The following is a 26,141-nucleotide window of genomic DNA, read 5'->3' on the forward strand; positions in this document are numbered from 1 at the left end:
AAGAGGTTGTTTTGTCAATATAATATTGAAAGGAAAGAAAAATAAAATTTTTGGAAAAGTATTGACTTGTGAAAAAAGTCAGGTCTATAATGAGTGCAACTTAAAAAAATGCAAGCGTTGATGAAGAAGAGTACACATGATGAACATGTCAGAGAGCTGATGGTTGGTGCGAATCAGTATGGAATTGATGTGGAATGGGCTTCGGAGCTTCCAAACCGAAACGAAAGAAGTAGGCTTTGGCGACATGATCTCATCGATACAAGAGACACGTATTGTTTTTGATACGGTAAAGTGCGTTACATTTGTAACGAATTAAGGTGGCACCACGGGAGTACCCGTCCTTTCTATAGGATGAGTACTCCCTTTTTGTGTATAAAAAATTAAATAAATGAAATCGTTTAAGTAAGAAGAGTACGTATATTGGAGACGTTACAGAGAGCCGGGAATAGGTGGGAGCCCGGTACGGTGCCATATACGGAATGGGCTTACGAGAGGTATGCTGAACAATTATTTTTAGTAGGCAACCCGGGTTCCGCCGTTACAAGGATAAGGTATAAAATTTGTACCTGAACAAAGCGGGATGCTTTTGCATCCAACACGAGGTGGTACCGCGGTATATTTATCGTCCTCTACATATTTTCGATATGTAGGGGACTTTTTTATTTTTCAGGGTGAGGTGAAGGACATGATGACGAAAGAAGAATTTATAAAACAAAAAAGAGAGAGAAAGACATTTTTAGTAATCACTGAAGAAGAAGGAGATAGCATTACGCCAATTTCTTTATATAGACGTATGAAAGGGAAGAAGAAATTCTTATTAGAAAGTTCACAGCTTCATCAAGATAAAGGGCGTTATTCTTACTTAGGATGTAATCCTTATGGAGAAGTGAAAAGCGTTGGTACGGAAGTGGAACGAACGATTTACGGCCGGGCAGAAAAGTTACAAGGTAACGTACTGCAAGTGTTAGAAGAAGTAATCGTACCATCACAAGTAGACAGTCCATTTCCATTTTGCGGAGGAGCAGTTGGTTATATTGGATATGATGTCATTCGACAGTATGAAAACATTGGAGCGGATTTACACGACCCATTAAATATTCCGGAAGTACACCTTTTACTATATCGTGAGTTTATCGTTTACGATCATTTACGCCAAAAGTTGTCGTTTGTATATGTATGCAGGGAAGATGATTCAACAGATTATGAGGAAGTATACGAAAGGCTACGAGTATACAAAGAGGAAGTGCTACAAGGAGAAGAAGCTGAAGTAAATACAATACAATCCACATTATCATTCACTTCTTCTATAACGGAAAAAGAGTTTTGTGAGATGGTAGAAATGGCGAAAGAATATATAAGAGCGGGAGACATATTCCAAGTCGTACTATCACAGCGTTTACAAAGTGAATGTATTGGGGATCCATTCGGGTTATACCGAAAACTTCGAATTGCAAATCCATCACCATATATGTTCTATATCGATTTTCAAGATTATGTTGTACTCGGTTCTTCGCCGGAAAGTTTACTATCAGTAAGGGAGGATAAAGTGATGACGAATCCAATTGCTGGTACAAGGCCGAGGGGGAAAACGAAGAGGGAAGACGAGGAAATCGCAAAAGAACTGTTAGGCAATGAGAAAGAGCGAGCAGAGCATATGATGCTTGTAGATCTTGGGCGAAACGATATTGGTAGAGTGAGCGAAATCGGCTCGGTTACGATAGATAAATATATGAAAGTAGAAAAATATTCTCACGTTATGCACATTGTATCTGAAGTTTACGGAACATTGCGAAACCAAATGGGCGGATTTGATGCGTTAGCGTATTGCTTACCAGCAGGGACGGTTTCTGGAGCTCCGAAAATTAGAGCGATGGAAATTATAAATGAACTAGAGAATGAAAAAAGAAATGTATACGCTGGTGCAGTTGGATACGTTAGTTTTTCAGGAAATCTTGATATGGCGCTCGCTATTCGAACGATGGTCGTAAAGGATGAAAAAGCATACGTTCAGGCAGGAGCAGGAGTCGTTTACGATTCAGATCCAGTAGCTGAATATGAAGAAACATTAAATAAAGCGAGAGCGCTTTTGGAGGTAATGAAATGATTGTACTTATCGATAATTACGATTCGTTCACATATAACTTGTATCAACTGTTAGGCGAACATGAAGAAGAAATTGTAGTTGTAAGAAATGATGAAATAACGATAGAACAGTTAGAAGAGATGAATCCAAGAGGAATTGTACTTTCACCAGGACCAGGAAAACCAGAGGATGCTGGCGTTTGTATCGACGTCATCCGTCATTTTTATAAGAACGTTCCTATATTAGGGATTTGTCTTGGCCACCAAGCGATCATAGCTGCATTTGGAGGAGACATTGTTAGAGCAGAACGTATTAAACATGGAAAAACATCGCGTGTGAAACATAACGGAATGTCAATCTTTTCATACGCTACACAGCCGCTAACGGCGATGCGCTATCATTCCCTTGTTGCAGAGCAAACGAGCTTGCCAGAGTGTTTTGACATATTAGCGACAGCGATGGACGACGGAGAAATAATGGCAGTCCGTCACAATTATTATCCGCTCTTCGGATTACAGTTTCATCCGGAATCAATCGCAACAGAAGAAGGCGGAAAGTTAATACGTGCCTTTTTAACAGAAGTAAAAGAGGAGGAAAGAGTATGAATAACTATCTTCGTAAATTAGTTGAGGGTCAACATTTAACAGAAGAGGAAATGTATAAAGCAGGATTACTTTTATTAAGTGAAAACATATTAGAAAGTGAAATTGCAGCTTTCTTAGTCTTACTGAAAGCGAAAGGTGAAACTGCAGAAGAAATATACGGTCTCGTTCGAGCTCTTCGCGAAAAGGCATTGCCGTTTTCGAACCATATACAAGGAGCAATGGATAATTGCGGGACGGGTGGCGATGGTGCTCAAACGTTTAATATTAGCACAACATCAGCATTCGTACTGGCAGGAGCAGGTGTAAAGGTTGCAAAACATGGTAATCGTGCTGTTTCTAGTAAAACAGGAAGTGCAGACTTATTAGAAGAACTAGGTGTAAATATTAGTAGTACGCCAAACGAAATTGATTATTTACTAGAGCATGTAGGTATTGCATTTTTATTTGCACCAGCGATGCATCCAGCACTAAGGCGCATTATGAAAATAAGAAAAGAGTTAAACGTGCCGACGATCTTTAACTTAATTGGCCCTTTAACAAATCCAGTGAATTTAGAAACACAATTTGTCGGTATTTATAAACGAGATATGTTATTACCAGTTGCACAAGTATTACAAAAGTTAGGCCGGAAACAAGCACTTGTCGTAAATGGAAGTGGTTTTTTAGATGAAGCATCATTACAAGGGGAAAATCACGTAGTCCTTTTAAAAGATAATGAAATAGTAGAAATGAGTATTGATCCAGAAAAGTATGGTTTTTCAAGAGTGAAAAATGAAGAAATTAGAGGGGGGAATTCAAAAGAAAATGCAAAGATTACGCTTGAAGTATTGAGCGGAGAAAAGAGTGTTTACCGCGATACCGTTTTATTAAATGCAGGTCTAGCTCTTTTCGCAAATGGAAAAACGGAAACGATTGAAGAAGGAATTAAACTCGCGGCACATAGCATCGACTCTGGAAAAGCATTAACCAAATTAAACTTATTAATTGCAGCAAGCAACGAAAAATTAGAAAGGGTGAACTAAAGTGGGGACGATTTTAGATAAAATTGTAGAACAGAAGAAAAAGGAAGTTGCGGAGTTATATGAAATATATACACCAGTAAAAACAAAAAGAAAGGCACATTCACTTGTAGAAGCGTTACAGCAGTTTACTGTCATTGCAGAAGTAAAGCGAGCATCACCATCAAAAGGAGATATCAATTTACACGTTGACGTACGAAAACAAGTGGGAACATATGAGAAATGTGGTGCAGGAGCAGTTTCTGTTTTAACAGATGGTCAATTTTTTAAAGGATCGTTTCACGATTTACAAACAGCAAGAGAAGAAAGTAACATTCCGCTTTTATGTAAAGATTTCATAATCGATAAGATTCAAATCGATAGAGCGTATGAAGCGGGAGCAGATATTATTTTACTAATTGTAGCAGCGTTAACGAAAGAGAAGTTAAAAGAGTTGTATAGCTACGTGTTAGAAAAAGGATTGGAAGCGATTGTTGAAGTTCATGATGAACAGGAATTAGAAACTGCGATTGTATTAAATCCGCACGTTATTGGCATTAATAATCGTAATTTAAAAACGTTCGAAGTAGATTTAAGCCAAACTGAAAAGCTTGGAAAAAGATTGAATGAGGAGAAACTACTTTGGATTAGTGAAAGCGGGATTCATTTAAAAGAGGATATTATTCGTGTTAAAAAAGCAGGAGCAAAAGGTGTATTAATTGGAGAGGCACTTATGACATCATCTTCTATTAGTAACTTTTTTGAAGACTGTAAGGTGAATATATGAAAGTGAAAATTTGCGGCATCACTGATATGGAAACAGCAAAACGTGCTTGCGAATACGGCGCAGATGCACTCGGATTTGTTTTTGCAGAAAGTAAGCGGAAAATCACTCCAAAGAGAGCGGAAGAAATCATTCAGGAGCTTCCAGCCAACGTGTTAAAAATCGGTGTTTTCGTAAATGAATCAGTAGAAGTGATCCAGAAAATTGCAGATGAGTGCGGGTTAACACATGTACAACTACATGGAGATGAAGATAATTATCAAATTAGAAGATTGAATATTCCGTCTATAAAATCACTAGGAGTAACTTCAGAAAGTGATATGAAAAACGCTCAAGGGTATGAAACGGATTATATATTATTTGATAGCCCGAAAGAAAAGTTTCATGGAGGAAATGGAAAGACATTTTCATGGGAACTACTTGGGCATATGCCAAAAGAATTGCGAAAGAAAACGATATTAGCTGGTGGATTAAACGCTCTTAATATAGAAGAAGCAATTCGAACTGTTCGGCCTTATATGGTCGATGTGAGCAGCGGAGTAGAGACAGAAGGAAAGAAAGATGTAGAGAAAATAAAACAATTTATTATAAAAGCGAAGGAGTGTTCCAAATGAACTACGCATATCCAGATGAAAAAGGACATTACGGTATATACGGAGGACGATACGTTCCAGAAACGTTAATGCAATCTGTACTAGAACTAGAAGAAGCATATAAAGAAGCGATGCAAGATGAGGCATTTCAAAAGGAATTAAATCATTATTTAAAAACGTACGTCGGAAGAGAAACACCGCTTTATTTCGCTGAAAATCTGACGAAGTATTGCGGAGGTGCAAAGATTTATTTAAAACGTGAAGATTTGAATCATACAGGAGCTCATAAAATTAACAATACAATCGGTCAGGCACTACTTGCAGTGCGAATGGGCAAGAAAAAAGTTGTCGCTGAAACAGGAGCTGGACAACACGGAGTTGCAACAGCTACTGTATGTGCTCTTCTCGGATTAGAATGCGTCATTTTTATGGGAGAAGAAGATGTAAGACGTCAAAAATTAAATGTGTTCCGAATGGAATTACTCGGAGCGAAAGTAGAAAGTGTAGCGGCAGGTAGTGGTACATTAAAAGATGCGGTAAACGAGGCGCTTCGTTACTGGGTTTCACATGTGCATGATACGCACTACATTATGGGATCTGTTCTCGGACCACATCCATTCCCGCAAATTGTACGTGATTTCCAAAGTGTAATTGGAAATGAAACGAAAAAACAATATGAGGCGTTAGAAGGAAAGGTACCAGAAGCAGTCGTTGCTTGTATTGGAGGTGGTAGTAATGCAATGGGGATGTTTTATCCGTTCGTACACGATGAAGAAGTTGCTCTTTACGGCGTAGAAGCAGCTGGAAAAGGCGTTCATACAGAAAAGCATGCAGCAACTTTAACGAAAGGAAGCGTCGGTGTTTTACACGGATCAATGATGTATCTTCTGCAAAACGAAGAAGGACAAATTCAAGAAGCACACTCTATTTCAGCAGGACTTGATTATCCAGGTGTTGGTCCAGAACATAGCTTGCTAAAAGATATTGGCCGCGTGTCTTATCATTCGATAACAGACGAAGAAGCATTAGAAGCATTTCAATTATTAACGAAAAAAGAAGGCATTATCCCGGCGTTAGAAAGTTCACATGCTGTCGCATACGCATTAAAATTAGCGCCGCAAATGAAGGAAGATGAAGGACTTGTTATTTGTTTATCTGGCCGTGGTGATAAAGATGTAGAGAGTATAAAACGTTATATGGAAGAGGTGTAAAAAATGGCAGTAGAAAAAATTAAAGCAGCGTTTGAAAATGGCAAGAAAGCATTTATTCCGTACGTAATGGGCGGAGATGGCGGCCTTGAAAAATTAAAAGAAAGAATTCGTTTTCTAGATGAAGCTGGAGCAAGCATCGTTGAAATTGGTATTCCGTTTTCAGATCCAGTCGCGGACGGCCCAACGATTCAAAGAGCAGGAAAGCGAGCGCTAGATAGCGGCGTAACATTAAAAGGCATTTTTCAAGCGTTAGCAGAGGTAAGGAAAGAAGTACAAATGCCTTTTGTTCTTATGACATATTTAAATCCGGTACTTGCATTCGGAAAAGAGAGATTCATTGAGAACTGTATAGAAGCAGGTGTAGACGGCATCATCGTTCCAGACTTACCGTATGAAGAACAAAATATTATTGCGTCGTTACTTCGAGAGGCAAACATTGCGCTCATTCCACTCGTTACCGTAACGAGTCCTATTGAAAGAATTGAAAAAATTACGAGTGAATCAGAAGGGTTCGTTTATGCTGTTACAGTAGCGGGCGTAACGGGAGTACGTCAAAACTTTAAAGAGGAGATTCATAGTTACTTAGAAAAAGTAAAATCACACGTCAACTTACCAGTAGTCGCTGGATTTGGCATCTCAACAAAAGAACATGTAGAAGAAATGGTTACAATATGCGACGGAGTTGTCGTTGGAAGTAAGATCATTGAGCTTTTAGAAAATGAAAAGCAAGAAGAAATATGTGAATTAATATATGCAACAAAACAAAAAGAAGAGGCGTAGTCTCTTCTTTTTGTTTTGCGTAATAAATGTTAAAATATACAGAAAATACATATAATTTAGAGGGTGAGAAGGCATGCTAAGACGTAAACTACTATATCTATTTTTAACTGTACCGCTATACGCTTGGCTCATTAGCATGACGAAAATAGAGTTAATGGCTCTATTTTTAGGGTATGTATTCATCTTTTCCAACTTAAATCGCATTCAAGAACAGTCTATTTTAGAAATATGTCTATTTTCGATTAGTATAGAATTATTTAGTATCGTTTCGATTGTATTATTAAACGAATTATTTCTACGGATTCATTCATTTACATTAATGAAATTTTGGAATATTATATTGCAAGCAATATGTACTTACATTGTGTTTGTTGTGTTGAAAGAAATAGTCGGAAAGCAGACCGTTTTTCAGGATAATAGAAAATGGGAGTGAATGAAAAGGAGCCGTTTGGTTCCTTTTTTGAATCTGTTGTAAAAACAATTGAAAATTATAGTATCTGTTATATAATAGTTAAAAATTGTATTTTAAACGAAATGAGATGATAACATGGCCATATTGTTGGCACTTATCCCAATTATGATGATTTTCATTTGTTTATTTTTATTTAAACAAACGTCATTAAGGTCCTCGTTAATTTCTTATGCTGTGTCTGTTGGAATCGTTTTACTCTCGCCAATGTTTCAATTAGGGATAAGTGAAACTGTGCACGCAACGATTAAAGGATGGTTAATTTGTTTTATTGTCGGGTACGTTTTATTTTTCGGTATTTTTTTATTTCACCTCATGAACAAAATGGGGTACATCGATCAAGTAGCACGTTTTCTAGAAGCAGTTACTCAGGATCGCTTATTACAAATGCTGCTTATGTGTTTTGGCATTTGCCCGCTTATTGAATCAGTAAGTGGATTCGGTATTGGCTTCATGGTTGCAGCACCTATTTTTCTTTCACTAGGATATAAACCATTTCAAGCTGTACTACTCTCATTCATCGGCTTACTAGCTAGTTCATGGGGCGCAATGGCAACTGGTACGATTATCGGTTCGCAGCTAATAAATATGCCTCTTACAACACTTGGCACAAATACAGCGCTATTAAGTATTCCGATGTTTGCTTACTTCGTTATTCTTTCTTTACACGTTGTTGGCGGCTGGCAAGCCGTTATAGAAAAGTGGAAAGAAGGAGTAGGGTTCTTTCTATTATTTTCTCTCGGAATCTATCTTTCTAATGCGTACGTAAGTGTTGAACTAGCCGGGATATTAAGTTCTATCGTTACGATTACCTTTGGCTTTTTTATCATTAAATTAAAAGGAAAAAGTGGGCAAAATCTTATAACAGAACATGCGGCTGCAACGGAAAGAGAAGTATCTATTCTAAAAATTATTAGCCCTTATATATTTCTAACAGTTTGTATTTTACTTTCTCGCCTCGTTCCAGCATTACATGATTTGTTCAGATCATATGCGGTTCTTGATTTGAAATCATATTCTTACAAACTAGAGTTACTATATTCACCAGGATTTTGGCTCGGTATGACTTGCTTATTTACTATTATTTTCTTCCGCATCCCGTCTAATATTATTAAACAATCACTCTCACAAACGATTAAACAATGGATTCCATTTGCTATTACGACGACAATGTTTATCGCCATTTCAGAACTAATGGGTGCATCAGGCATGCATTCATTACTCGCAAAGACAGCTGGTGAAACATTTGGAACCTTTTTCGTTTTCGTTGCTCCGTTTATTGGCGCTATTGGTGGATTTTTAACAGGTAGTAACGCAGGATCAAATGCAATGTTTATAAAACTACAAATGCAAACCGCACAAAACGTAGCACTCCCGTGGCAATATGTCACAACACTTCAAAACACCGCATCATCAGTAGCGACAATTGCTTGTCCATCACGGATTACACTAGGTGCTTACTTATGTAATATCCCTTACCGTGAAAATGAACTATTAAAGAAGACGACGTTAATGATCTTTGGTGCGGTTTTGCTTGTAGTGGTAGAAGTTATTGTTTGGTATATGTTGAGAAATTAAAAATCCTCCTAACATAGGAGGATTTTTTTTATGAGTGGATAATGATTTAAATATGAATAGCTTCTACTAAATGAATAGGAGATGAAATGTATGCCCCTAAAAAACTACGGTGTGTTAAAAGGTACAGTTATACAATCAAAGATTGGAAAAGGGAAAACACCTCATTATCAAGTTCATTTACAGGGCGAGACAGGAGTAAATTATCGTATTGCAATTAACGTAAAATCGCAAAGCTATCCGTCAGAAGTTTTATATTTTGCGAGTAACAATATTAAGTCAGAGGCGATTCATATTTTACCGACATTACCATTCGGTTTTACAGAAATAAAAAACAATGAACCGAAAGTAGCTTTAGATTATGTAAGAGGAAATCTATTTGACTCAAATCAAATGATTCCTTTGCCTCCCGAAAAAGCAGGAGCAGATAATGATTTAAATGAAAAAATAGAACGTTATATAAAACGAGCAATAGAAGAAAAAGCAATTATTTACGCGTTTGGTGAAAGATGGGGACCAGAAGAAAATACACCAGATTCCTATTTTCATTTCAAACCAGGAAACGGTATACATGATATTCATATGAATCAAGGGAATGTAGAAAAATGGCAAGGTGATGATGGCATATGGCAAGACGGAGGAATACTCATTCACTTTGAAAAGGAAGAAGAATGGATTGGTATCTTTCTTGCATTCCAATCACAGTCATGGTGTACCGATGAAGAAGGGCATGCTCGCGTTCCGGTTGAGCATTGTGATTATAAGGGGAATAATTAATAAGAAGAGGGCGTTCAAAAAGAACGCCCTCTTCTTATTTTATAAAACGAAAAACTAACGAGTGTAGAAAGACAAGAGAAAAGCAGTGCCACACTAGAAAACGCAATGAGATACATATTATATTTCATAACCTGTCCAATTAGCTGATTACTGTCGTATTGAAACAGTCCTGCTATTATGTTGAATAAAAATAACACGATAAACATGACGACAACACCGTCTATTGATCCTTTAATGTCTGGTTTACTTAAAGCGATATGCGCGGAAATGCAAATGGCGATAAATAAAAATAACCAAAAGGAAGGATTCAATAAATTGCCGATTGTAAATAAGCTTTTCAATAATACAAACGTCGACAAGAGCATGTTTTGAATCATTTCTACATTAATAGAAGTAGAAGCAATCGTTTTTTCGAGAGTTGTATTAAATAAAAAATATGATTCTGGTACGAAATAGCGCATTAAAAGGATTAATGCAGTAATACCAGAAATAATAGGCCCAATGCCGATGAAGAAATTCCCAATTCGTTGATACACACTTTTTTGATTGTATTGATGTTGTATATAACCTAAAGCCCCTTGACTTGTATCTGTCGGGAAGAACTGCGTTGCTACAATCTTATGACGGAACAGCACGCACATAATGGCATGTCCAAGTTCGTGAACCGGAACACCAATCCAAGCCGTTAATAGGAATCCTTTTCTTCCAAAAGCTCTCGACCAATACATGCGTGTGAGAGATTCTAAATAGCCTAATAGAAATCCAATTACAATGATAACGCCAATTAAAGATAATAATTGGATTACGCTTGTAAGGAGTATTTGAAAAATTGAGTTTACCAATTCCATTTTCTTTCATCCAATCTGTTAAAAATATTATTTATTCTGTTTCATAATAGCATTTTTTTTCAAGATGCTAGCACATATATTTTCTTTCGGAAGAAGGATTTCAGAATCTTTTTCTTGTAGTCATGTTTTATGTACAAATTCATATATTGAACTTGTAACACCCTATACGGTATATGCTGAAGGAGGGATAAGAGAATGAAATGTCCGTCATGTCATACAAAAAATGCAGTAGAGGCAAAGTTTTGCGGGAATTGTGGACATTCATTAACGGAAGAAGTAGTGGCAAGTAGTGGCCAAGAAGAAGGGCCGGAACAAGCACGTGCGGCACAAGCAAAGGAAGCTCGGCAAAATGAAACGGTAGAGCAAGCGAAGCGGTTTGCGAGCGGCTATTTTCAATTTTTTAAACATGCATTACAAGCACCGACAGCGATTATGCAAAGCGGCGCTATTGAAGTACGAAATGGAATTGTAAGTCTTGTTCTTATTTGTTTTTTAGGAGCATGTATTTTTTATAGAATGATGAGTGCAGCATCAGCAGTTACGAGAACATTTGCACCAGATATATCTACTCCCACGTTTTTTGTAGAATCTATAACGGTCTTTTTCTTTTTATTAATTTTAACTTTATTTGTCGGATTTATTATTTTTGTAAGTGGTAAGATGATGAAATCATCTTTTTCGTTTCTTGAAGTATTCGGTATATGGGGAACGATAGCGACGCCGGCTATTGTCATATTAGTCCTTTCTTTTCTTTTTAGTTTCTTATTAATCTTTTTCTTACCGATATTATTATCCGTAGCTGCAACTTATATAGGGATTAGTATAACTGTAGCCGTATTAAAGCTAGACAATGGCGGATTAGATCTCGTTTACACACTTATTATTGCAAATGTTTTAATTGGAATTGCAACATTCATTGTACTTTGGTCTTACATTAGCACGATAATTCAAGCCTTAACACAGGGAATAACTGGCTTCTAATGAAAAGGTGGTTGACTGGATGAATGTATGTACAAAGTGCGGAGTTCAGTTTGAAGATGGTGTGCAGTTTTGTCAAAACTGCGGGACGAAGAGGGGACGTTCTGTAGTAAAGAAGAACATGAGCGGTGGTGTAAAAGTTGGCATTACACTGTTAGCGCTATTTGTTATAGCGATTATTGGATTGTATTTGTACGGATTGTCGTATTATACGCAGGTGGCACAAGTAGACCGGATGATTACGATTTTACAAGAGAGGGACGGAGAGAAATTAGCTGAGATCGTTACGGCAGATGATCCATCGGTTATGATAACGAGAGAGAGCGTAACGCCTCTATTTTCATATATAAAAGAAAATCCATCTTACGTGAATGAATTAAAAGAATATTTGAGACAAGGTGAAAAACAACGGGACGGAATAGAAAGAGCTGATTTTTCATTAACGAAAGACGGAAAGTATTTCTTTATATTTGATCGATATAAATTGAAAGCGAAGACGTACTATGCAACTTTGCTTTCAAATGAAAAAGACGTATCGTTAAAAATGAACGGAAAAGAAATTGATAAGACAGATGACAAAAAGTTTGAGAAGCAATATGGGCCATTTCTTCCGGGAAATCAAGTGTTTCAATCAGAATATAAAAATGACTACGTAAAACTATCGCGTGAGGAAAAGGTTGTACTTATGAAACAAAGCCAAAATAACGTAACGGTAGATTTAACGTTGCAAGGTCAATATATTACAGTTCAAACGAACGCGCCTGGTGCAACATTGTACGTAAATCAAAAACCAGTTACAGCGCTCGCAGGAGAAGAAATTACATGGGGGCCTGTAGCGACTGATGGAAGCGCGAAAATTTATTTAGAACGAAATGGAGAAAATGGACGGGAAACGACAAAAGTAGAGACGGTAACGGCACTTTCGTCTTATAATCTTCCATTCCAAACGAAAAGTGCAGAAAAAACAGTTGTTTATAATGTTACTCCAACGCCCGCGACTGGGTATGTATATAATGGTTTCATCTTTCCTGATAGTGATATTCGAAAATTAACGAGCACAGATTTAACATATTTATCGAAAGAACAGTTGAAAATTGCTAGAAATGAAATATATGCAAGGCATGGACATATTTTTCAAACGAAAGATATGCAAGCGTATTTTGCAAAACAGTCTTGGTATAGAGAAAATCCTTATTTTACAGGAAAGTTAACAGATATCGAAACTTATAATATTGAACTAATTAAATCAAGAGAATAGAGCGCGGGAAAAAGGTACAGTGTATATTACTGTACCTTTTCTATCGTTATTTGGCTGGACCAGGTTCCCTAGAGAAAAAGATATGAAAGAGAAATGTGACTTTACTTGCCCCTCCTGATGTACTGGCTTGCACATGAGATAAAGAACTAGACGTTAAAGCAGCTTCGGAATGAGGAGGGACGATTATTTTAAGCGTATCATCTGATTCTGATGATGCAGTAACTGTTATTGTATCGTCAGAAAAATTTATAATTTTAACAGTACCGACTGGAAAGATGGCCTTGCGAGTGTGTGATGCAGAAGCGAAGCGGGTAGCTTTCCAAATAGTTTGTGAGAAAGTGTCATTGTCAGATAACCAAGCACGAGCACTGTATAAAGTTACACTAACGGTAAACTCCTGTTCAAGCGGGAGGGCGGGTTTCGGTTCTATCGGTTCCTCTGGAAGCTGGACGAGAAGGCCGGCGCACATGTATGTTTCACCTACTTTCAATAGCTACTGTTATAGCATATTAAACATGTTGTATATAAGACACGACGGTTACCTATTCAAGCATAGGTTTGTGCACCAAATTTGAAGATGAAATTCTCTTTCTTTACAATGGAAGTAGGTGTTATTTCTATAAAATATGGAAAACGTAAAGAGTATGTAAAAAAGAAGGAGTGGTAAAGTGAACTATGTCATTATTGGCGGAGATGCAGCTGGTATGAGTGCAGCTATGCAAATTGTTAGAAACGATGAAAATGCAAATGTTGTAACTTTAGAAAAAGGTGAAATTTATTCATACGCTCAGTGTGGATTACCGTATGTCATTAGTGGTGCTATCGCTTCAACTGAAAAGTTAATCGCGCGCAACGTAAAGACGTTTCGTGAGAAATATGGAATTGATGCGAAAGTGCGTCATGAAGTAACGAAAGTAGATACGGAAAAGAAAATGGTGTACGCAGAGCATACGAAGACGAAGGATGTCTTTGAATTTCCATATGATCGATTATTAATTGCGACTGGAGTGCGTCCTGTTATGCCAGAATGGGAAGGACGGGAATTACAAGGCGTTCATCTTTTAAAAACAATTCCTGATGCTGAGCGCATATTAAAAACGTTAGAAACGAATAAAGTTGAAGATGTAACGATTATTGGCGGTGGTGCAATCGGACTAGAGATGGCAGAAACATTCGTCGAACTTGGTAAGAAAGTAAGAATGATTGAGCGAAATGATCATATCGGTACGATTTATGATGCAGATATGGCTGAATATATACATAAAGAAGCAGATAAACACAATATTGAAATTTTAACGAATGAAAATGTAAAAGCATTTAAAGGAAATGAACGAGTAGAAGCAATCGAAACGGATAAAGGTACGTATAAAGCAGATCTTGTTTTAGTGTCGGTTGGAGTGAAGCCGAATACTGATTTTCTTAAAGGGACAAATATACGTAAGAATCATAAAGGAGCAATCGAAGTAAATGCATATATGCAAACGAATGTGCAAGACGTATATGCAGCCGGTGATTGCGCAACACATTACCACGTTATAAAGGAAATTCATGATCATATCCCGCTCGGAACGACAGCCAATAAGCAAGGGCGACTTGCTGGACTGAATATGCTTGATAAACGAAGAGCTTTTAAAGGTACGTTAGGCACAGGCATTATTAAATTTATGGATTTGACACTCGCAAGAACAGGCTTAAATGAAAAAGAAGCGAAAGGGCTACACATTCCGTATAAAACGGTCAAAGTAGATTCTACAAATATGGCGGGCTATTATCCAAATGCAAAACCACTTTACTTGAAATTACTATATCGCTCCGATACGAAACAATTATTGGGCGGGCAAGTAATTGGAGAAGAAGGCGTAGATAAACGTATTGATGTGATTGCGATGGCGCTTTTCAATAAAATGAGCATTCATGATTTAGAAGACGTCGACTTAAGTTATGCACCACCATATAACAGCGTGTGGGACCCAATTCAACAAGCGGCAAGGAGAGCAGAATAGCACTTTTTAAAGTGCTATTTTTTTTGCAAAGGGAGGTAAACCTTTTTAGCGAATAATAAAGAGGGAGGAACAGTTATAGATGGGAAAGGGGATTATTAAAAATGTTTGCAACACTTCAAACCGTTCAAGAATCAGAAAAAGAAATATTACGTAATTTGTACGCATTATATCTTCATGATCTTTCTAAGTTCACTATGAATATAACTATCGGAGCCAATGGTTTTTTTGGATACAAAGATTTACATATGTTTTGGGAAAATGACGGAATCACTCCGTATTTTATAAAAGTTGATCATAGTATTGTAGGATTCTTATTACTACTGGAACGTCCGTTTTTGAAGAAGGAAAATGATTTTGGTATTAATGATATTTTCATATTGAATCAATATAAAGGAAAAGGAATCGGTAAACAAGTAGTTGAGAATTTACTAGAAGAGAAAAGAGGACAATATTTCGTTATCGAACTTCTAAAAAATGTACCAGCAGTGTCGTTTTGGAAGAAAGTATATAAAGAATTAAACATTGAATTTGATGAGAGAGCGCAGCTAATTGATGATGAAGAATGTCTCGTTCAAACGTTTAAAATTTAATGAAATTGGTGTTCCTTTTATATTACTTTGAAATTTAACTTTATCCTGCTATTTGCGGGCAGTAAGACCCCACTGATTAAAGTTTCACTTTATTTTGAATATACCGTTTCCCCTTGAAAACATATTACGTATCGCTTATATTTTCATATAGTATTTATTTTTTAAACGAAGCAATGAACGAACCAGGGGGCGCAGTATGGCAATTAACATGAAAACAATCGAAGAATGGATTGCTGAATCAAATGCAAGACATGAAGAAGACTTTGGACACGTTGTGGAAGAAATGAAAGAAGTATGTGTCGGACTTGATAACGCGACATTAATTTATACGAAAAATGTATTTTGTTTCGGTAAAAAAGTAGAAGTCTTTTTCTTCTTCCAAGACCATGTCGTGATTGGACAAGAAAAAGACGAATATGTTGAGATTGAAAAATTAAAGTATGATGCCATTACAAATAGTAACTTAAAAACAAATGACAAAAATACTACGTTAGAATTAAAGTTTGCTAACGGACAATCTATCAATTTAGATAGTTTAAATGATAACTACGGTACGAAAAATTGGTTATTTGCTAGACAAATTAAGAGTATTTTTAAGTTAATCTAGTAAAAAAGCACGCCGTCCATCGGCGTGCTTTTAACTATGCAAAGCCCCTTTTAACCAATTCCGCGCCCGATATGCCCCAACTGGAACTTGAATAAGAGATGTTTCATTCCCAGCATCTATTCCGTACAATTGATCACATGCATTTGTATCAAAACTAAGTAAAGGATGCCCGCCCATCCCCATAGCAGTTGCAGCAAAAACGAGTTTATGAACGAGTATACCTGCTTCCATTTGATGGATACGGTACCCTCTATAGCCTAGTGCATTTGTATAATAATCTTTCTTTCCGACTACATGTAAGCAAAGTGGTACTTGAAAAAGGTTTACGTTATCCATCGTCATACTAGACTGAAGTGGGTAGCGAAGGTCTCCATATCGAATTGGTTGTATGGAATGTGTTTTACTGTTATAAGCGTAACCTCCGTTTTCAATATTTTTCACGCTATAAAAACATCCGTATAAGGAGACGCGTGTATTTTCATTTGTATACTTACCGTCAAGGTCGTTGTAATAGGGGAAGGAAAGGCTCGCTTCTTGTAGTAAAGTAGCGAGCTCAGCTGCATCCCATTTCGTTAAAATAAAATCCGCATCAGGAGAATATCGTTTTTTACAAAGTTGTAGGAAATCATACGATAACCGTTCTACTTTTGGTAGCTGTACAGCGTACGGATTATGTTGATAGTGCTCTTCATGATGTAGTGTTTGGAAGTGTGCTGTTGATTCGATCATAGAAGCTTCATTTATTTTTGTTATCATCGGATATTCACCTACATGTTTTGAGCGAATGAAATGTTCATGTGCGAGCGGCGGAATTTGTTGCAACAACTCATGAGAAGTAACTGTTTTATTTTCACGGTAATCATTGTGAAACCAATTAGTTTCTGGCTCTGTACTTAAAGGAATAACGGCATACACACTTTCTTCACCTTCTGATAATCCGAGTAAATGGTTCAGTGCACGGTCTAGAAATTGAAAGTATACGCCGTTTGTATAACCGAATTGCTTTGCACATTCTAGCAATTGTCCAATGAGGACCCCGCTATCTAATCCTTGAAGACGATATGAAAAATTATTGTATTTAAAGAAATTTTTCCAAAACATAGTGGATACGAATGCAGCACCGAAACAATCATCTATATTACAGCGATTACCGAGTGTGTCTGCCAAATAAGAATCGAAATTTCCTTCGCGAAGTAAAATAAGTCGGTGATGCGCAGCGTCATAATGGTAAATGCCGTCTGGATAATCGTCAATCTTTAAATAGATATACAATTCATTCGGATATAAAGCACCACCCGAAGGAATAGATCTTCGTAATACATTTCTCTCGCTATTTAGCTGACATAATTGTGTTACACCAAATGAATACCAAAGGTAGTGACCAATCTCATCTAAAGTAGGTGTAGTAGAAGAGTTCGGTAAAGATAATGGGATTTCTAAGGAGAGCGGGATGGTAGGTAAATTTCGATATAATTTATAAGGAAGCGGTGCGTCTTTCCAGTCCACCTCATGATTCGGCATAATTTCATCGATAGAGAAATGGAGATGATGTAAAAAAGTATCTAGCTGCATGAAATCCCTCCTTTACTATGGAAACGGATGTGGATGTGGATTTAATCTTTCATTCGTTAAAGGTTCGTCTGTATATCCAAGTGTCATCGGTACGGTATATACCCGGTCCAGTCCTGTAACTCGAGTAAGATGGTGACCAAACGTCATCGGTAGCATGCCTGGAATAATAACTTTTACACAATGAAATCCATTCTTTTCTATGAGAGGAACGGTTTGATCTACAACGATTATTTCAAGATTAGATTGATGCAAACGATTTAAAAGTTGGTGGAGATCGGATGTTAAATCCATATCAAATGATTGTGATACATTCATTTCTTGGAACGTTTGCACCGGTGCATCTTCCCGTAAAAGGAAGTGAAGACGTTCTTCTGTTTCTTTCAATCCATACAGCATACTATGGTCTTCCATTTTATTAACGAAATAAGGATCTTGTAAGCATTTTTCGTAGTATTCTCTTTTGTGCTCGAGCTCATCGTCTGTTATAAGTAACATGCCTGCTATTTCTTGAATGGCGCTTTTTAAGGCTCGAATAGGATCTAAATGAGCGCCTCCTGCACAAACAACGTTCATTCCATTTTCACGCGTATTTTTTGCAATTACCCATAAGCTAGGAATGCCGTGTTCCATCGTCGCGTTAAAAGCGTGTAATTCATATCCGGTAATCGTACGTAACCGCTGAATCATTAATTGTAATTCTGTATCATTTGCTGAACTAAGATCAAGGCGGGGAAGAGGTAATTCGGCATACCAAGTGAGTAAGAAGGCATCACGCTCTACTATTTCTAAAATGCCGTGAAAAATCGCTTCTTCTAAACTACCGCCAATTGCACATCCATTTGATGTTTCATACACGAAAGCATCTCGATGACCAAGGCTATAATAAGCAATTGATTCAGGAACTAAAAGCGGTCTGTTTTGTGATAAAGAATATCCCCATACCCAGTTTTGCTCATAATCAGGATCAAACGGCTTGAATGGAAAGTTATCACGATTGTAATGTTCATTTGTATGGACACCGAGTGTGAGGGGATTTAGTGCATGTTCCTCTAAATCATGAAAACTACCATGCACATTTGTCTTTTTCCCTCGAGGCGACATACCGCAATATCGTTCTAAACCTTCTAAAATAGCAGTTGCTTCACTCACTGCAAATGAATGAGTTCGTCCCGCAACACCTTCATTTCCGAACATTAATGGCATGTTTATAATGACGTCAGCGAATGGTAATACAGAATGCTGCATTTTTCCGTTCAACATACCGACCCGATAATCTAAATAGTCTCTCGTTAAAAATGTGTTTAGCTCATGAATGGAACGGCAGCGATACGTTTCGGTGCTTACTTTTAAACTCGGTTGTAAAGAAACTTCCGCCGCATCCGCAGTATCATCAGGTAAATTACTACATACAGGACAGAGAGGATCTGGAAGAAAAGAATGCCGCGTACATTGTAATGTTTGTAAGTTTAGTAAAATAAGTTCATTTTCTAAAGAAGAATGGTTATGAGTTAATATTTTTCCTGTTTCTGCGCAAATAAGATGGCACATTTGCAACATTCCATTTTGGGTGGCGCGTACATCACGTCTCGTTACATTATCTGCTTTAAAGGCATATTTCCGCTGTAGTTCCCACATTTCTTTTTGATCAAAGCCAGCGATAAAACGGCGTCCATCAGAACAATGGGAACATCCAGGCGTAAGAGGATGAATGTAAGGACCGATAATACCTTCGCCAAATGAAGTAAAACCACGAAGCCATGGAATATGATTTGAGCGAAAAATAAGTTCGGCATCATGATGAATAGTAGAAGGAGATCCGTCATGTAATACGAGAGCGAGATGAATATTTTCAGGAAGTTCTTCTGTAAGGGTCTGCTGACGAATGATGGAATATTGTTTGCATAATTGATCATGTACATAGTCTGCAAGTAGGCCATCTCCTATAAGCAATATATTTTGAATCATAAACCGTCCTCCTTTGCAATTAATACCCCATACACACCGTCTAGGTTTTCTTTCAAAAATGGTTCGATTGCTAAATCGAACACGAAGGGATAAAAATTATGTTCTTCTAAATGCTGTAAGGCAAGCTGTAAAGATTGCACACTTGGAATTTCTTCTTCCGCTTGTATTTCCACTCTAAAAGAATCCGTGTCATATAAAATAATAGAGGATTCAGGCAAGATATTAGCTCTGTAAGGAATTTCTTCATTTTGAACGTGAAAGAGTGATAGTTGTAGTGCGTTTCGTAACGCTAACGTCATATTAATATTAGATGCACCGTACCATCTATCATTTATACCAACCCAAACGACTGGAAAACTGAGAATCTCTTCACTCATTGCGATTTTAGGTGTTTCATGGATTGTAGAGAGAGCATCGTAATAAAATCTACAATGTTTATCTTGAATATCAATTAAATCAACAGTTGTAAGTTCCTCTAGAATATGTGACTGCCGCTCATACAGTTTATTGTTTAAATGTTGTTGTAGTGCCCGGTAAAATCCTTCTGTCATCGTTTCTCCAGCACCGATACCGATATTGTTATGTTCAGGAATAAGGCGGTGAATGATTTCTGCTACATATGTTTCAATTCCTGTTAAACCAGCTTCTCGGCGTGCTTCATTATGAGTCAATCCACTACGAGTCATAAGAGGCAGAAGGGGAGCTGGGCCATCTGATAGTGGAGTAGCTACTTGAATATAGCATTGTGATAATGGTAATTGATATGAATCTTGTTCATCCCATACATGGAATATACCGGCTTCTTTAGAAGTTAATGAGTCGAAAAAGCGGAATATATCAGTTGAAGTATGTTGGCCATACCGATGCTCAAGTTTTTCAGAAATATTTTCTATCGTATCAATTGTAAAACTTTCATCAGTTGCAAGAGGGTGTTTTATAAAAGGATGCCACGTTCCTTCAAGTGTTTCATAGTTTAATAAAAAGAATTGTGATTCTTTTTCACGATATGAATCATCCGCGACATGTTTAAACAATTCAAAAACGATTACATTTGCTAACATGGCAGATGTAATTGGTGAGAAGGAATCCGATGAATTTTCATTTTGTAAAGTCGTTTCATGTAGCCGATGCCATGCGGATTCCCAGCATTCATCACGATTTTCTGTTACGACAGGTCCAGCTATACCGAGTGTTGATAAACAAATAGCTGGTATGAAATTCTTTTTCGTTTCTCTACAAATAGTGTGAACTGTTTTTAAACCGTCAATGTCTCCGTTTTGAGAAACATATAAAATCCAATCAAAAGGTTCGAATACTTCACGCAAGGGACGGTCAATTGTAGTATCGATTTCTTGAAGGAGTACACTGTTATCAACTTCATATGCACGTTCTATTAGCTCATGTATTCTGTCATAGTTTGTTTCATCCCGATCTGTAACGAGGTAATGAAATGTAGGTAAACCAGATTCTAATAAAGAAGAAACTAAGGAAGTGAGCATATCCCCAGAACCAAGTACAAGGACATTTGCTCCGCGGTATGTTTCAAATTTTAAAGCACCTGAATGAGAATCAGCTTCTAAAAATTCAATTTGTGAAGCATATCTGTCGAGTAATGTACTGTTTAATTCATGAGGTGCATCTTGATTTGCATCGCGAACGAAACCATTTTCATATAAAATCTCTCCAATTTCAAATACACGGTTTTGATAGGGGAGAGGGAGGCCATCGGTTATTTCGGCTAAAGAATAATTCCCGTTAAACATTGGCATTAATTTTTCAATCCAATCATAAATTCCATCACCGTCCATACGAAATGAACTGGCGTTATTTCGAAAATAGACACCCCCGTTTGAATCGGGGAGGAAGAAAGTATCCTTATTTACTTTAAGTTTTGCATGAATTGGAAGGTTATTCATTTTAATCCTCCTTACGTTTAGGCATACATTATTACCTTATGTCATGAAATTTGTCCCGTATGAACACAATAAAAAAAGGCTGTAGAATGATTCATTCTACAGCCTTTAATAGATTTTTAATCTATCAACCTTCTAATAATAATGACTTTGGATCTTCAAGCATATCTTTAACAGCAACAAGGAAGCTAACTGCTTCTTTACCATCAACAATACGGTGATCGTAAGATAAAGCAATGTACATCATTGGGCGGTTTTCCATACGCTCGTTATCAATTGCAACTGGGCGTACTTGGATTTTATGCATTCCTAAAATACCAACTTGTGGGCTATTTAGGATCGGTGTTGACATTAGAGAACCGAACACACCACCGTTTGTAATTGTAAATGTACCACCTTGTAGTTCTTTTAATGAAAGTTTGTTGTCACGTGCTTTTTTACCTAATTCACGAATTTCACTTTCAATTTCAGCGAAATTTAATTGGTTGGCATCGCGTACAACTGGAACAACTAATCCATCTGGAGCTGCTACTGCAATACCGATATCATAGAATTTTTTAATGATAAGCTCGTCACCTTGAATTTCAGCATTTAATAATGGGAATTGTTTTAATGCTGCAACAACTGCTTTTGTGAAGAATGACATGAAGCCAAGACGTACATCATGTTTTTTCTCGAAAGCATCTTTGCGTTCTTTACGTAATTCCATGATCGCACTCATATCAACTTCGTTAAATGTTGTTAACATTGCAGATGTTTGTTGAACTTCTACAAGACGTTTTGCAATTGTTTGACGGCGGCGGGACATTTTCACGCGCTCAACTGGTTTTTCGAATTCCGTTTTTGCAACTGGAGCAGGAGCTGGACTCTTTGGAGCAGCTGGTGCTTCTTTTGGTGCTGCAGCATGAGCTTGTACATCATGTGGTCTCACGCGTCCAAGTGGATCTGTGCTACGTACGTCGTTTAAGTCGATTCCTAATTCACGAGCCATTTTTCTAGCAGCTGGTGATGCGATAGGACGGTTTGTATTTGGTAAACCTTGTAGTGTTGCAGTTTGCTCAGCATTTGGTGCTTCAGTCGTTTCTTGTTTTGGTTGCTCAGCCACTGGTGCAGGTGTACTTACTGCAACTGGTGCTCCATTAGCATCTAAAATTGCGATAGTTGCGCCAACTTCAACTGTATCCCCAGGTTCGCCTAGTAACTTCGATACAATACCTGAATCTTCTGCAATGATTTCTACATTGACTTTATCAGTTTCAAGCTCAACAACGCTGCCACCTTTCTCAACTTTGTCGCCTACGTTGATAAGCCATTGTGAAATAGTTCCTTCAGTAATAGATTCTGCAAGCTCAGGTACTTTAATTTCGATCATTTTAAATGTCCTCCCCTTATTTGCCTAACGGTGTGTTTTTTCTTCTTTTGTCTTCGGTAATCTCCATTTGTTAGCCTGGCCTTGGGCAGAATATCTGCCCAAGGAACAAGCAAGAAAGCTTCATTGTTACTTTTTAGTTGCTGTAAACTTCAATTTCTTGTTTATCTTGACGGAAGTTATACTTTACATCTAAAGCATGTGCAACGATTAGTTCTTGCTCAGCTTTGTGAGCGAATGGATCGCCGCCAGATGGACTAGAGCGATCAGGACGTCCAATGTAGCCTGTTTTCACTTTATCTCCAGCAAGTTCGAACAGAATTGGAGCCATGTAATGCCATGCGCCCATATTACGAGGTTCTTCTTGAACCCAAATGATTTCTTCTAAGTTTTTAAAGCGTTTAATAATAGATTGAACTTTCTCAGCAGGGAATGGGTACAATTGCTCAATACGAACGACATGAACTTCGTCTAAGTTGTACTCATGTTTACCAGACTCGATTTCTGCTGCTAAGTCAATCGCCATTTTACCTGTGCTTAAAACAAGACGTTTTACTTTATTTGGTTTCATGCCAAGGTTTTCTTGTTCTAAAGCAGGTTGGAAACGTCCTTCGCTTAACTGACTAGCAGTTGAAAGCGTAAGTGGGTGACGTAATAAACTCTTCGGCGTCATCAATACTAATGGTCGAACAGCTTCTGTTCCTAAGATAGATGCTTGACGACGCAGGATATGGAAGTATTGAGCCGCGCTCGTTAAGTTTGCAACTGTCCAGTTATTCTCAGCAGCTAACTGTAAGAAACGCTCTGGACGTGCACTAGAGTGCTCTGGTCCTTGACCTTCATAACCGTGTGGTAATAGAAGAACTAAGCCAGATTTTTGACCCCATTTTGCTCTTCCAGCTGAAACATATTGATCAAATAATGCTTGCGCAGTATTTGAGAAGTCACCATATTGCGCTTCCCACATAACAAGAGTTTCTGGAGCGAATACGTTATAACCATATTCGTAACCAACAACAGCAGCCTCTGATAACGGACTGTTATGAACAGAGAATGAAGCATTAATGTTTGGTAAGCGATGTAATGGTGAATATGTTTCATTTGTATCAGTATCGTGTAATACGATATGACGGTGTGCGAATGTACCACGCTGTGAATCTTGACCAGTTAAACGAATTGGCGTACCTTCTTGTAAAATAGAAGCGAATGCTAATGATTCAGCAAGTGCCCATTCAATTTTGCCGTTCTCTTCAAGAGCATCTTTACGGCGCTCAAGAATTTTCTTCACTTTCGGATATACGTTAAAGCCTTCTGGCCAAGATAGTAGACCTTCATTAATTGCACGAAGTGAGTCAATCTCAACGCCAGTATCAATTGACTGAATACCTTTTGCAACAACATCTGGTACTTTAACGTGAATTGTTGCATCACTCGTATCAGCTGGTGGTACTTGTGCATAGTCGGATTTTAATTGCTCTTGTATAAACTGTGTAATTGTTTCAACCTCATCTGCATTTAGAACACCAGCAGCTTGTAATTGATCTGCATAAATTGCTCTTACAGTTGGATGGTTTTTAATTTTTTTGTACACTTGTGGTTGCGTAACTGCCGGGTCATCCATTTCGTTATGACCGTAGCGGCGGTAACCAATTAAATCGATTAAGAAGTCTTTTTTGAACAACATGCGATATTGAATCGCAAGGTTAGCAGCTGCAAGACAAGCTTCCGGATCATCAGCATTCACGTGAACAATCGGAATATCGAAACCTTTTGCAAGGTCACTTGAATATTTCGTAGAACGAGAATCATAGCTATCAGTCGTAAAACCAACTGCATTGTTTGCGATAACATGAATCGTTCCGCCTGTTTGGTACGCGTTCAATCTGCTTAAGTTGAGTGTCTCAGATACAATACCTTGACCAGGGAATGCAGCATCACCATGAACTAAAATTACGAATGATTTTGAAGTATCTTGATCTGGAAGACCAGATTTTTTACGATTCTCTTGAGCCGCACGTGCGAAACCTTCTACTACAGGATTCACGAACTCAAGATGACTCGGGTTATTTGCTAATGTAACGCGAGTACTAACTTCTTCGTTACTAACGACTTGTTCTCTACCTAAATGGTATTTCACGTCGCCAGTCCAGCCAGAATTAGCCACTGCGCCTTCTATTTTTGCATGTTTGAACTCAGCAAACATGTGGCTATATGGTTTTTCTAATACGTGAGCAAGTACGCTTAGGCGACCGCGGTGAGCCATACCAATCATGACATCCTCTACGCCGTTCTTAGCACCTTCTAGAACAATTTCATCTAAAACAGGTACAAGCATATCAACGCCCTCGATAGAGAAACGTTTTTGCCCAACGAATGTTTTATGCAAGAATTGCTCGAAACCTTCAACAGCTGTTAAACGTTTTAAAAGAGCAGTTCGTTTTTTATTTGATAGTGGTTGACGCAATGAATTTGATTCCACCATTTGATGCAACCACGCGCGTTCTTCACTATCTTGTATATGAGAAAATTCATAAGCTAAAGATTTTGTATAAACGTCTTTTAATCTATGAATTACATCAAGTGCAGTGTGAATACCTTCTGGTGCATCTTGCCATACCGTTTTCGCTGGAATCGCTTTCAAGTCAGCATCGCTCAGTTCGTTCATTGCTTTCTCAAGAAGAGATTGTCCATTTGCAGCATCTTCCATCGGGTTGATGTGAGCCAACGTGTGCCCGAAAGAACGAATCTGCTCAACAAGTTGAACGACTTTAAGAATTTTTTCAATGTTACCTGTGTTTTGAGGAGAAAAATGTGTTGCTGTGTTGTCCCCTGTTACGACATCATCTTGAAACGAAGGAGCTCCAAAAATTTCAAAAAGCTCTTGTAATTCCGGATCAACAGAACCTGCTCCAGTTACGTAAAGATCATACTGCTCAATAACATAACCAAGGTTCGGACCGTGGAACTTGGCCCAAGGGTTTGTCGTTGTATTCTTCCTCGTCATTTGTTTAAACCTCCCAATGCATATAATCCTTTTCCATACAAAGGTGCATTTTGCTCTTTTTCAATAAGTAATGAATCAATAATCAATGTAAATGTTTTTCTTTACTCTTATGTTATTACAATAATTTACATAATACCAAACACTATTACTTATCTGTTT

22 protein-coding genes and 2 other annotated features are annotated in these 26,141 nt (G+C 37.7%); of the genes, 15 read left to right on the top strand and 7 right to left on the bottom strand.

The window, feature by feature from the left end; all coding sequences use genetic code 11:
- The first annotated feature begins 108 nt into the window (after positions 1 to 108).
- Positions 109 to 346: a binding site (T-box leader), on the top strand.
- A 42-nt stretch (positions 347 to 388) separates the two neighbouring features.
- Positions 389 to 633 (top strand) — a binding site (T-box leader).
- 52 nt (positions 634 to 685) lie between these two features.
- The 10 genes from trpE to ACQGSG_RS15805 all read left to right on the top strand — a co-directional run bounded on the left by trpE (position 686) and on the right by ACQGSG_RS15805 (position 9,875).
- Positions 686 to 2,104: an anthranilate synthase component I gene (trpE, locus tag ACQGSG_RS15760; protein WP_325842711.1), complete on the top strand. Its 1,419-nt coding sequence runs from the start codon at positions 686 to 688 to the stop codon at positions 2,102 to 2,104.
- The gene (locus ACQGSG_RS15765) at positions 2,101 to 2,688 is read left to right on the top strand and encodes an aminodeoxychorismate/anthranilate synthase component II (protein WP_025967017.1); all 588 of its coding nucleotides are present in this window, start codon (positions 2,101 to 2,103) and stop codon (positions 2,686 to 2,688) included. Before trpE ends, ACQGSG_RS15765 begins: the two co-directional genes overlap by 4 nt.
- Complete coding sequence (trpD, locus tag ACQGSG_RS15770; RefSeq protein ID WP_087948072.1) at positions 2,685 to 3,710, top strand: anthranilate phosphoribosyltransferase; 1,026 nt, start codon at positions 2,685 to 2,687, stop codon at positions 3,708 to 3,710. The genes ACQGSG_RS15765 and trpD overlap by 4 nt, the downstream gene beginning before the upstream one ends.
- A 1-nt stretch (position 3,711) precedes the next feature.
- Entirely contained in the window at positions 3,712 to 4,473 is a 762-nt protein-coding gene (trpC, locus tag ACQGSG_RS15775) for an indole-3-glycerol phosphate synthase TrpC (RefSeq protein WP_000536696.1), read from the top strand.
- Positions 4,470 to 5,084, top strand: a complete 615-nt coding sequence (gene trpF / locus ACQGSG_RS15780; RefSeq protein WP_000865118.1) for an N-(5'phosphoribosyl)anthranilate isomerase — start codon at positions 4,470 to 4,472, stop codon at positions 5,082 to 5,084. Before trpC ends, trpF begins: the two co-directional genes overlap by 4 nt.
- Positions 5,081 to 6,274 carry a tryptophan synthase subunit beta gene (gene trpB / locus ACQGSG_RS15785; RefSeq protein ID WP_325842710.1) on the top strand — a complete coding sequence of 398 codons (1,194 nt, stop codon included), beginning with the start codon at positions 5,081 to 5,083 and terminating at the stop codon, positions 6,272 to 6,274. Before trpF ends, trpB begins: the two co-directional genes overlap by 4 nt.
- A 3-nt stretch (positions 6,275 to 6,277) precedes the next feature.
- The gene (gene trpA, locus ACQGSG_RS15790) at positions 6,278 to 7,054 is read left to right on the top strand and encodes a tryptophan synthase subunit alpha (protein WP_065704567.1); all 777 of its coding nucleotides are present in this window, start codon (positions 6,278 to 6,280) and stop codon (positions 7,052 to 7,054) included.
- 73 nt (positions 7,055 to 7,127) lie between these two features.
- Entirely contained in the window at positions 7,128 to 7,487 is a 360-nt protein-coding gene (locus ACQGSG_RS15795; RefSeq protein WP_000946131.1) for a DUF4029 domain-containing protein, read from the top strand.
- A gap of 114 nt (positions 7,488 to 7,601) precedes the next feature.
- Positions 7,602 to 9,101 (top strand): L-lactate permease, encoded by a 1,500-nt coding sequence (locus ACQGSG_RS15800; RefSeq protein ID WP_193409470.1) that lies wholly within the window; start codon positions 7,602 to 7,604, stop codon positions 9,099 to 9,101.
- Positions 9,102 to 9,191: 90 nt separating this feature from the next.
- The gene (locus ACQGSG_RS15805; RefSeq protein ID WP_001128613.1) at positions 9,192 to 9,875 is read left to right on the top strand and encodes a DUF2278 family protein; all 684 of its coding nucleotides are present in this window, start codon (positions 9,192 to 9,194) and stop codon (positions 9,873 to 9,875) included.
- A gap of 14 nt (positions 9,876 to 9,889) precedes the next feature.
- Here ACQGSG_RS15805 and ACQGSG_RS15810 read toward each other — a convergent pair whose 3' ends face one another.
- Positions 9,890 to 10,723 (bottom strand): hypothetical protein, encoded by an 834-nt coding sequence (locus ACQGSG_RS15810; protein ID WP_325842708.1) that lies wholly within the window; start codon positions 10,721 to 10,723, stop codon positions 9,890 to 9,892.
- 195 nt (positions 10,724 to 10,918) lie between these two features.
- Between ACQGSG_RS15810 and ACQGSG_RS15815 the strand changes: the two genes are divergently transcribed.
- Both ACQGSG_RS15815 and ACQGSG_RS15820 read left to right on the top strand, forming a co-directional pair.
- Positions 10,919 to 11,704 (top strand): zinc ribbon domain-containing protein, encoded by a 786-nt coding sequence (locus ACQGSG_RS15815; protein WP_325842707.1) that lies wholly within the window; start codon positions 10,919 to 10,921, stop codon positions 11,702 to 11,704.
- A gap of 19 nt (positions 11,705 to 11,723) precedes the next feature.
- On the top strand, positions 11,724 to 12,959 hold the full coding sequence (locus ACQGSG_RS15820; protein ID WP_001099940.1) for a TcaA 3rd/4th domain-containing protein: 1,236 nt from the start codon (positions 11,724 to 11,726) through the stop codon (positions 12,957 to 12,959).
- A 46-nt stretch (positions 12,960 to 13,005) separates the two neighbouring features.
- On the opposite strand, the gene ACQGSG_RS15825 is transcribed toward ACQGSG_RS15820, so the two are convergent.
- On the bottom strand, positions 13,006 to 13,428 hold the full coding sequence (locus tag ACQGSG_RS15825; RefSeq protein WP_000332421.1) for a hypothetical protein: 423 nt from the start codon (positions 13,426 to 13,428) through the stop codon (positions 13,006 to 13,008).
- A gap of 199 nt (positions 13,429 to 13,627) precedes the next feature.
- Between ACQGSG_RS15825 and ACQGSG_RS15830 the strand changes: the two genes are divergently transcribed.
- The 3 genes from ACQGSG_RS15830 (at position 13,628) to ACQGSG_RS15840 (ending at position 16,159) form a co-directional block, all read left to right on the top strand.
- The gene (locus ACQGSG_RS15830; protein WP_098604708.1) at positions 13,628 to 14,962 is read left to right on the top strand and encodes a CoA-disulfide reductase; all 1,335 of its coding nucleotides are present in this window, start codon (positions 13,628 to 13,630) and stop codon (positions 14,960 to 14,962) included.
- A 101-nt stretch (positions 14,963 to 15,063) separates the two neighbouring features.
- The gene (locus ACQGSG_RS15835; RefSeq protein WP_000458343.1) at positions 15,064 to 15,552 is read left to right on the top strand and encodes a GNAT family N-acetyltransferase; all 489 of its coding nucleotides are present in this window, start codon (positions 15,064 to 15,066) and stop codon (positions 15,550 to 15,552) included.
- 196 nt (positions 15,553 to 15,748) lie between these two features.
- Positions 15,749 to 16,159, top strand: coding sequence for a DUF3908 family protein (locus ACQGSG_RS15840; RefSeq protein WP_000996782.1), 411 nt, complete (start codon positions 15,749 to 15,751; stop codon positions 16,157 to 16,159).
- A 30-nt stretch (positions 16,160 to 16,189) separates the two neighbouring features.
- Here ACQGSG_RS15840 and ACQGSG_RS15845 read toward each other — a convergent pair whose 3' ends face one another.
- The 5 genes from ACQGSG_RS15845 to odhA all read right to left on the bottom strand — a co-directional run bounded on the left by ACQGSG_RS15845 (position 16,190) and on the right by odhA (position 25,982).
- Positions 16,190 to 17,731: a SagB family peptide dehydrogenase gene (locus ACQGSG_RS15845; protein WP_325842706.1), complete on the bottom strand. Its 1,542-nt coding sequence runs from the start codon at positions 17,729 to 17,731 to the stop codon at positions 16,190 to 16,192.
- 15 nt (positions 17,732 to 17,746) lie between these two features.
- Positions 17,747 to 19,696 (bottom strand): TOMM precursor leader peptide-binding protein, encoded by a 1,950-nt coding sequence (locus tag ACQGSG_RS15850; RefSeq protein WP_325842705.1) that lies wholly within the window; start codon positions 19,694 to 19,696, stop codon positions 17,747 to 17,749.
- The gene (locus ACQGSG_RS15855; protein WP_098280129.1) at positions 19,693 to 21,612 is read right to left on the bottom strand and encodes a putative thiazole-containing bacteriocin maturation protein; all 1,920 of its coding nucleotides are present in this window, start codon (positions 21,610 to 21,612) and stop codon (positions 19,693 to 19,695) included. Before ACQGSG_RS15855 ends, ACQGSG_RS15850 begins: the two co-directional genes overlap by 4 nt.
- A gap of 124 nt (positions 21,613 to 21,736) precedes the next feature.
- Positions 21,737 to 22,981 carry a 2-oxoglutarate dehydrogenase complex dihydrolipoyllysine-residue succinyltransferase gene (odhB, locus tag ACQGSG_RS15860; RefSeq protein WP_098294325.1) on the bottom strand — a complete coding sequence of 415 codons (1,245 nt, stop codon included), beginning with the start codon at positions 22,979 to 22,981 and terminating at the stop codon, positions 21,737 to 21,739.
- A gap of 133 nt (positions 22,982 to 23,114) precedes the next feature.
- Positions 23,115 to 25,982, bottom strand: coding sequence for a 2-oxoglutarate dehydrogenase E1 component (odhA, locus tag ACQGSG_RS15865; RefSeq protein WP_000197136.1), 2,868 nt, complete (start codon positions 25,980 to 25,982; stop codon positions 23,115 to 23,117).
- Positions 25,983 to 26,141: the final 159 nt, after the last annotated feature.

Origin of the sequence: Bacillus sp. GMa5/1 (assembly GCF_050172015.1) — a bacterium.
GTDB classification, from domain to species: Bacteria; Bacillota; Bacilli; order Bacillales; family Bacillaceae_G; genus Bacillus_A; species Bacillus_A cereus.

Coding starts and splice junctions, on each gene's coding strand:
- ACQGSG_RS15840 (WP_000996782.1), top strand. CDS start 15,749: ATGGCAATTAACATGAAAACAATCGAAGAATGGATTGCTGAATCAAAT.
- ACQGSG_RS15765 (WP_025967017.1), top strand. CDS start 2,101: ATGATTGTACTTATCGATAATTACGATTCGTTCACATATAACTTGTAT.
- ACQGSG_RS15850 (WP_325842705.1), bottom strand. CDS start 19,696: ATGATTCAAAATATATTGCTTATAGGAGATGGCCTACTTGCAGACTAT.
- odhA (WP_000197136.1), bottom strand. CDS start 25,982: ATGACGAGGAAGAATACAACGACAAACCCTTGGGCCAAGTTCCACGGT.
- ACQGSG_RS15810 (WP_325842708.1), bottom strand. CDS start 10,723: ATGGAATTGGTAAACTCAATTTTTCAAATACTCCTTACAAGCGTAATC.
- trpB (WP_325842710.1), top strand. CDS start 5,081: ATGAACTACGCATATCCAGATGAAAAAGGACATTACGGTATATACGGA.
- trpD (WP_087948072.1), top strand. CDS start 2,685: ATGAATAACTATCTTCGTAAATTAGTTGAGGGTCAACATTTAACAGAA.
- trpF (WP_000865118.1), top strand. CDS start 4,470: ATGAAAGTGAAAATTTGCGGCATCACTGATATGGAAACAGCAAAACGT.
- ACQGSG_RS15835 (WP_000458343.1), top strand. CDS start 15,064: ATGTTTGCAACACTTCAAACCGTTCAAGAATCAGAAAAAGAAATATTA.
- ACQGSG_RS15825 (WP_000332421.1), bottom strand. CDS start 13,428: ATGTGCGCCGGCCTTCTCGTCCAGCTTCCAGAGGAACCGATAGAACCG.
- ACQGSG_RS15800 (WP_193409470.1), top strand. CDS start 7,602: ATGGCCATATTGTTGGCACTTATCCCAATTATGATGATTTTCATTTGT.
- trpA (WP_065704567.1), top strand. CDS start 6,278: ATGGCAGTAGAAAAAATTAAAGCAGCGTTTGAAAATGGCAAGAAAGCA.
- ACQGSG_RS15820 (WP_001099940.1), top strand. CDS start 11,724: ATGAATGTATGTACAAAGTGCGGAGTTCAGTTTGAAGATGGTGTGCAG.
- ACQGSG_RS15805 (WP_001128613.1), top strand. CDS start 9,192: ATGCCCCTAAAAAACTACGGTGTGTTAAAAGGTACAGTTATACAATCA.
- ACQGSG_RS15855 (WP_098280129.1), bottom strand. CDS start 21,612: ATGAATAACCTTCCAATTCATGCAAAACTTAAAGTAAATAAGGATACT.
- odhB (WP_098294325.1), bottom strand. CDS start 22,981: ATGATCGAAATTAAAGTACCTGAGCTTGCAGAATCTATTACTGAAGGA.
- ACQGSG_RS15845 (WP_325842706.1), bottom strand. CDS start 17,731: ATGCAGCTAGATACTTTTTTACATCATCTCCATTTCTCTATCGATGAA.
- ACQGSG_RS15815 (WP_325842707.1), top strand. CDS start 10,919: ATGAAATGTCCGTCATGTCATACAAAAAATGCAGTAGAGGCAAAGTTT.
- ACQGSG_RS15795 (WP_000946131.1), top strand. CDS start 7,128: ATGCTAAGACGTAAACTACTATATCTATTTTTAACTGTACCGCTATAC.
- trpE (WP_325842711.1), top strand. CDS start 686: ATGATGACGAAAGAAGAATTTATAAAACAAAAAAGAGAGAGAAAGACA.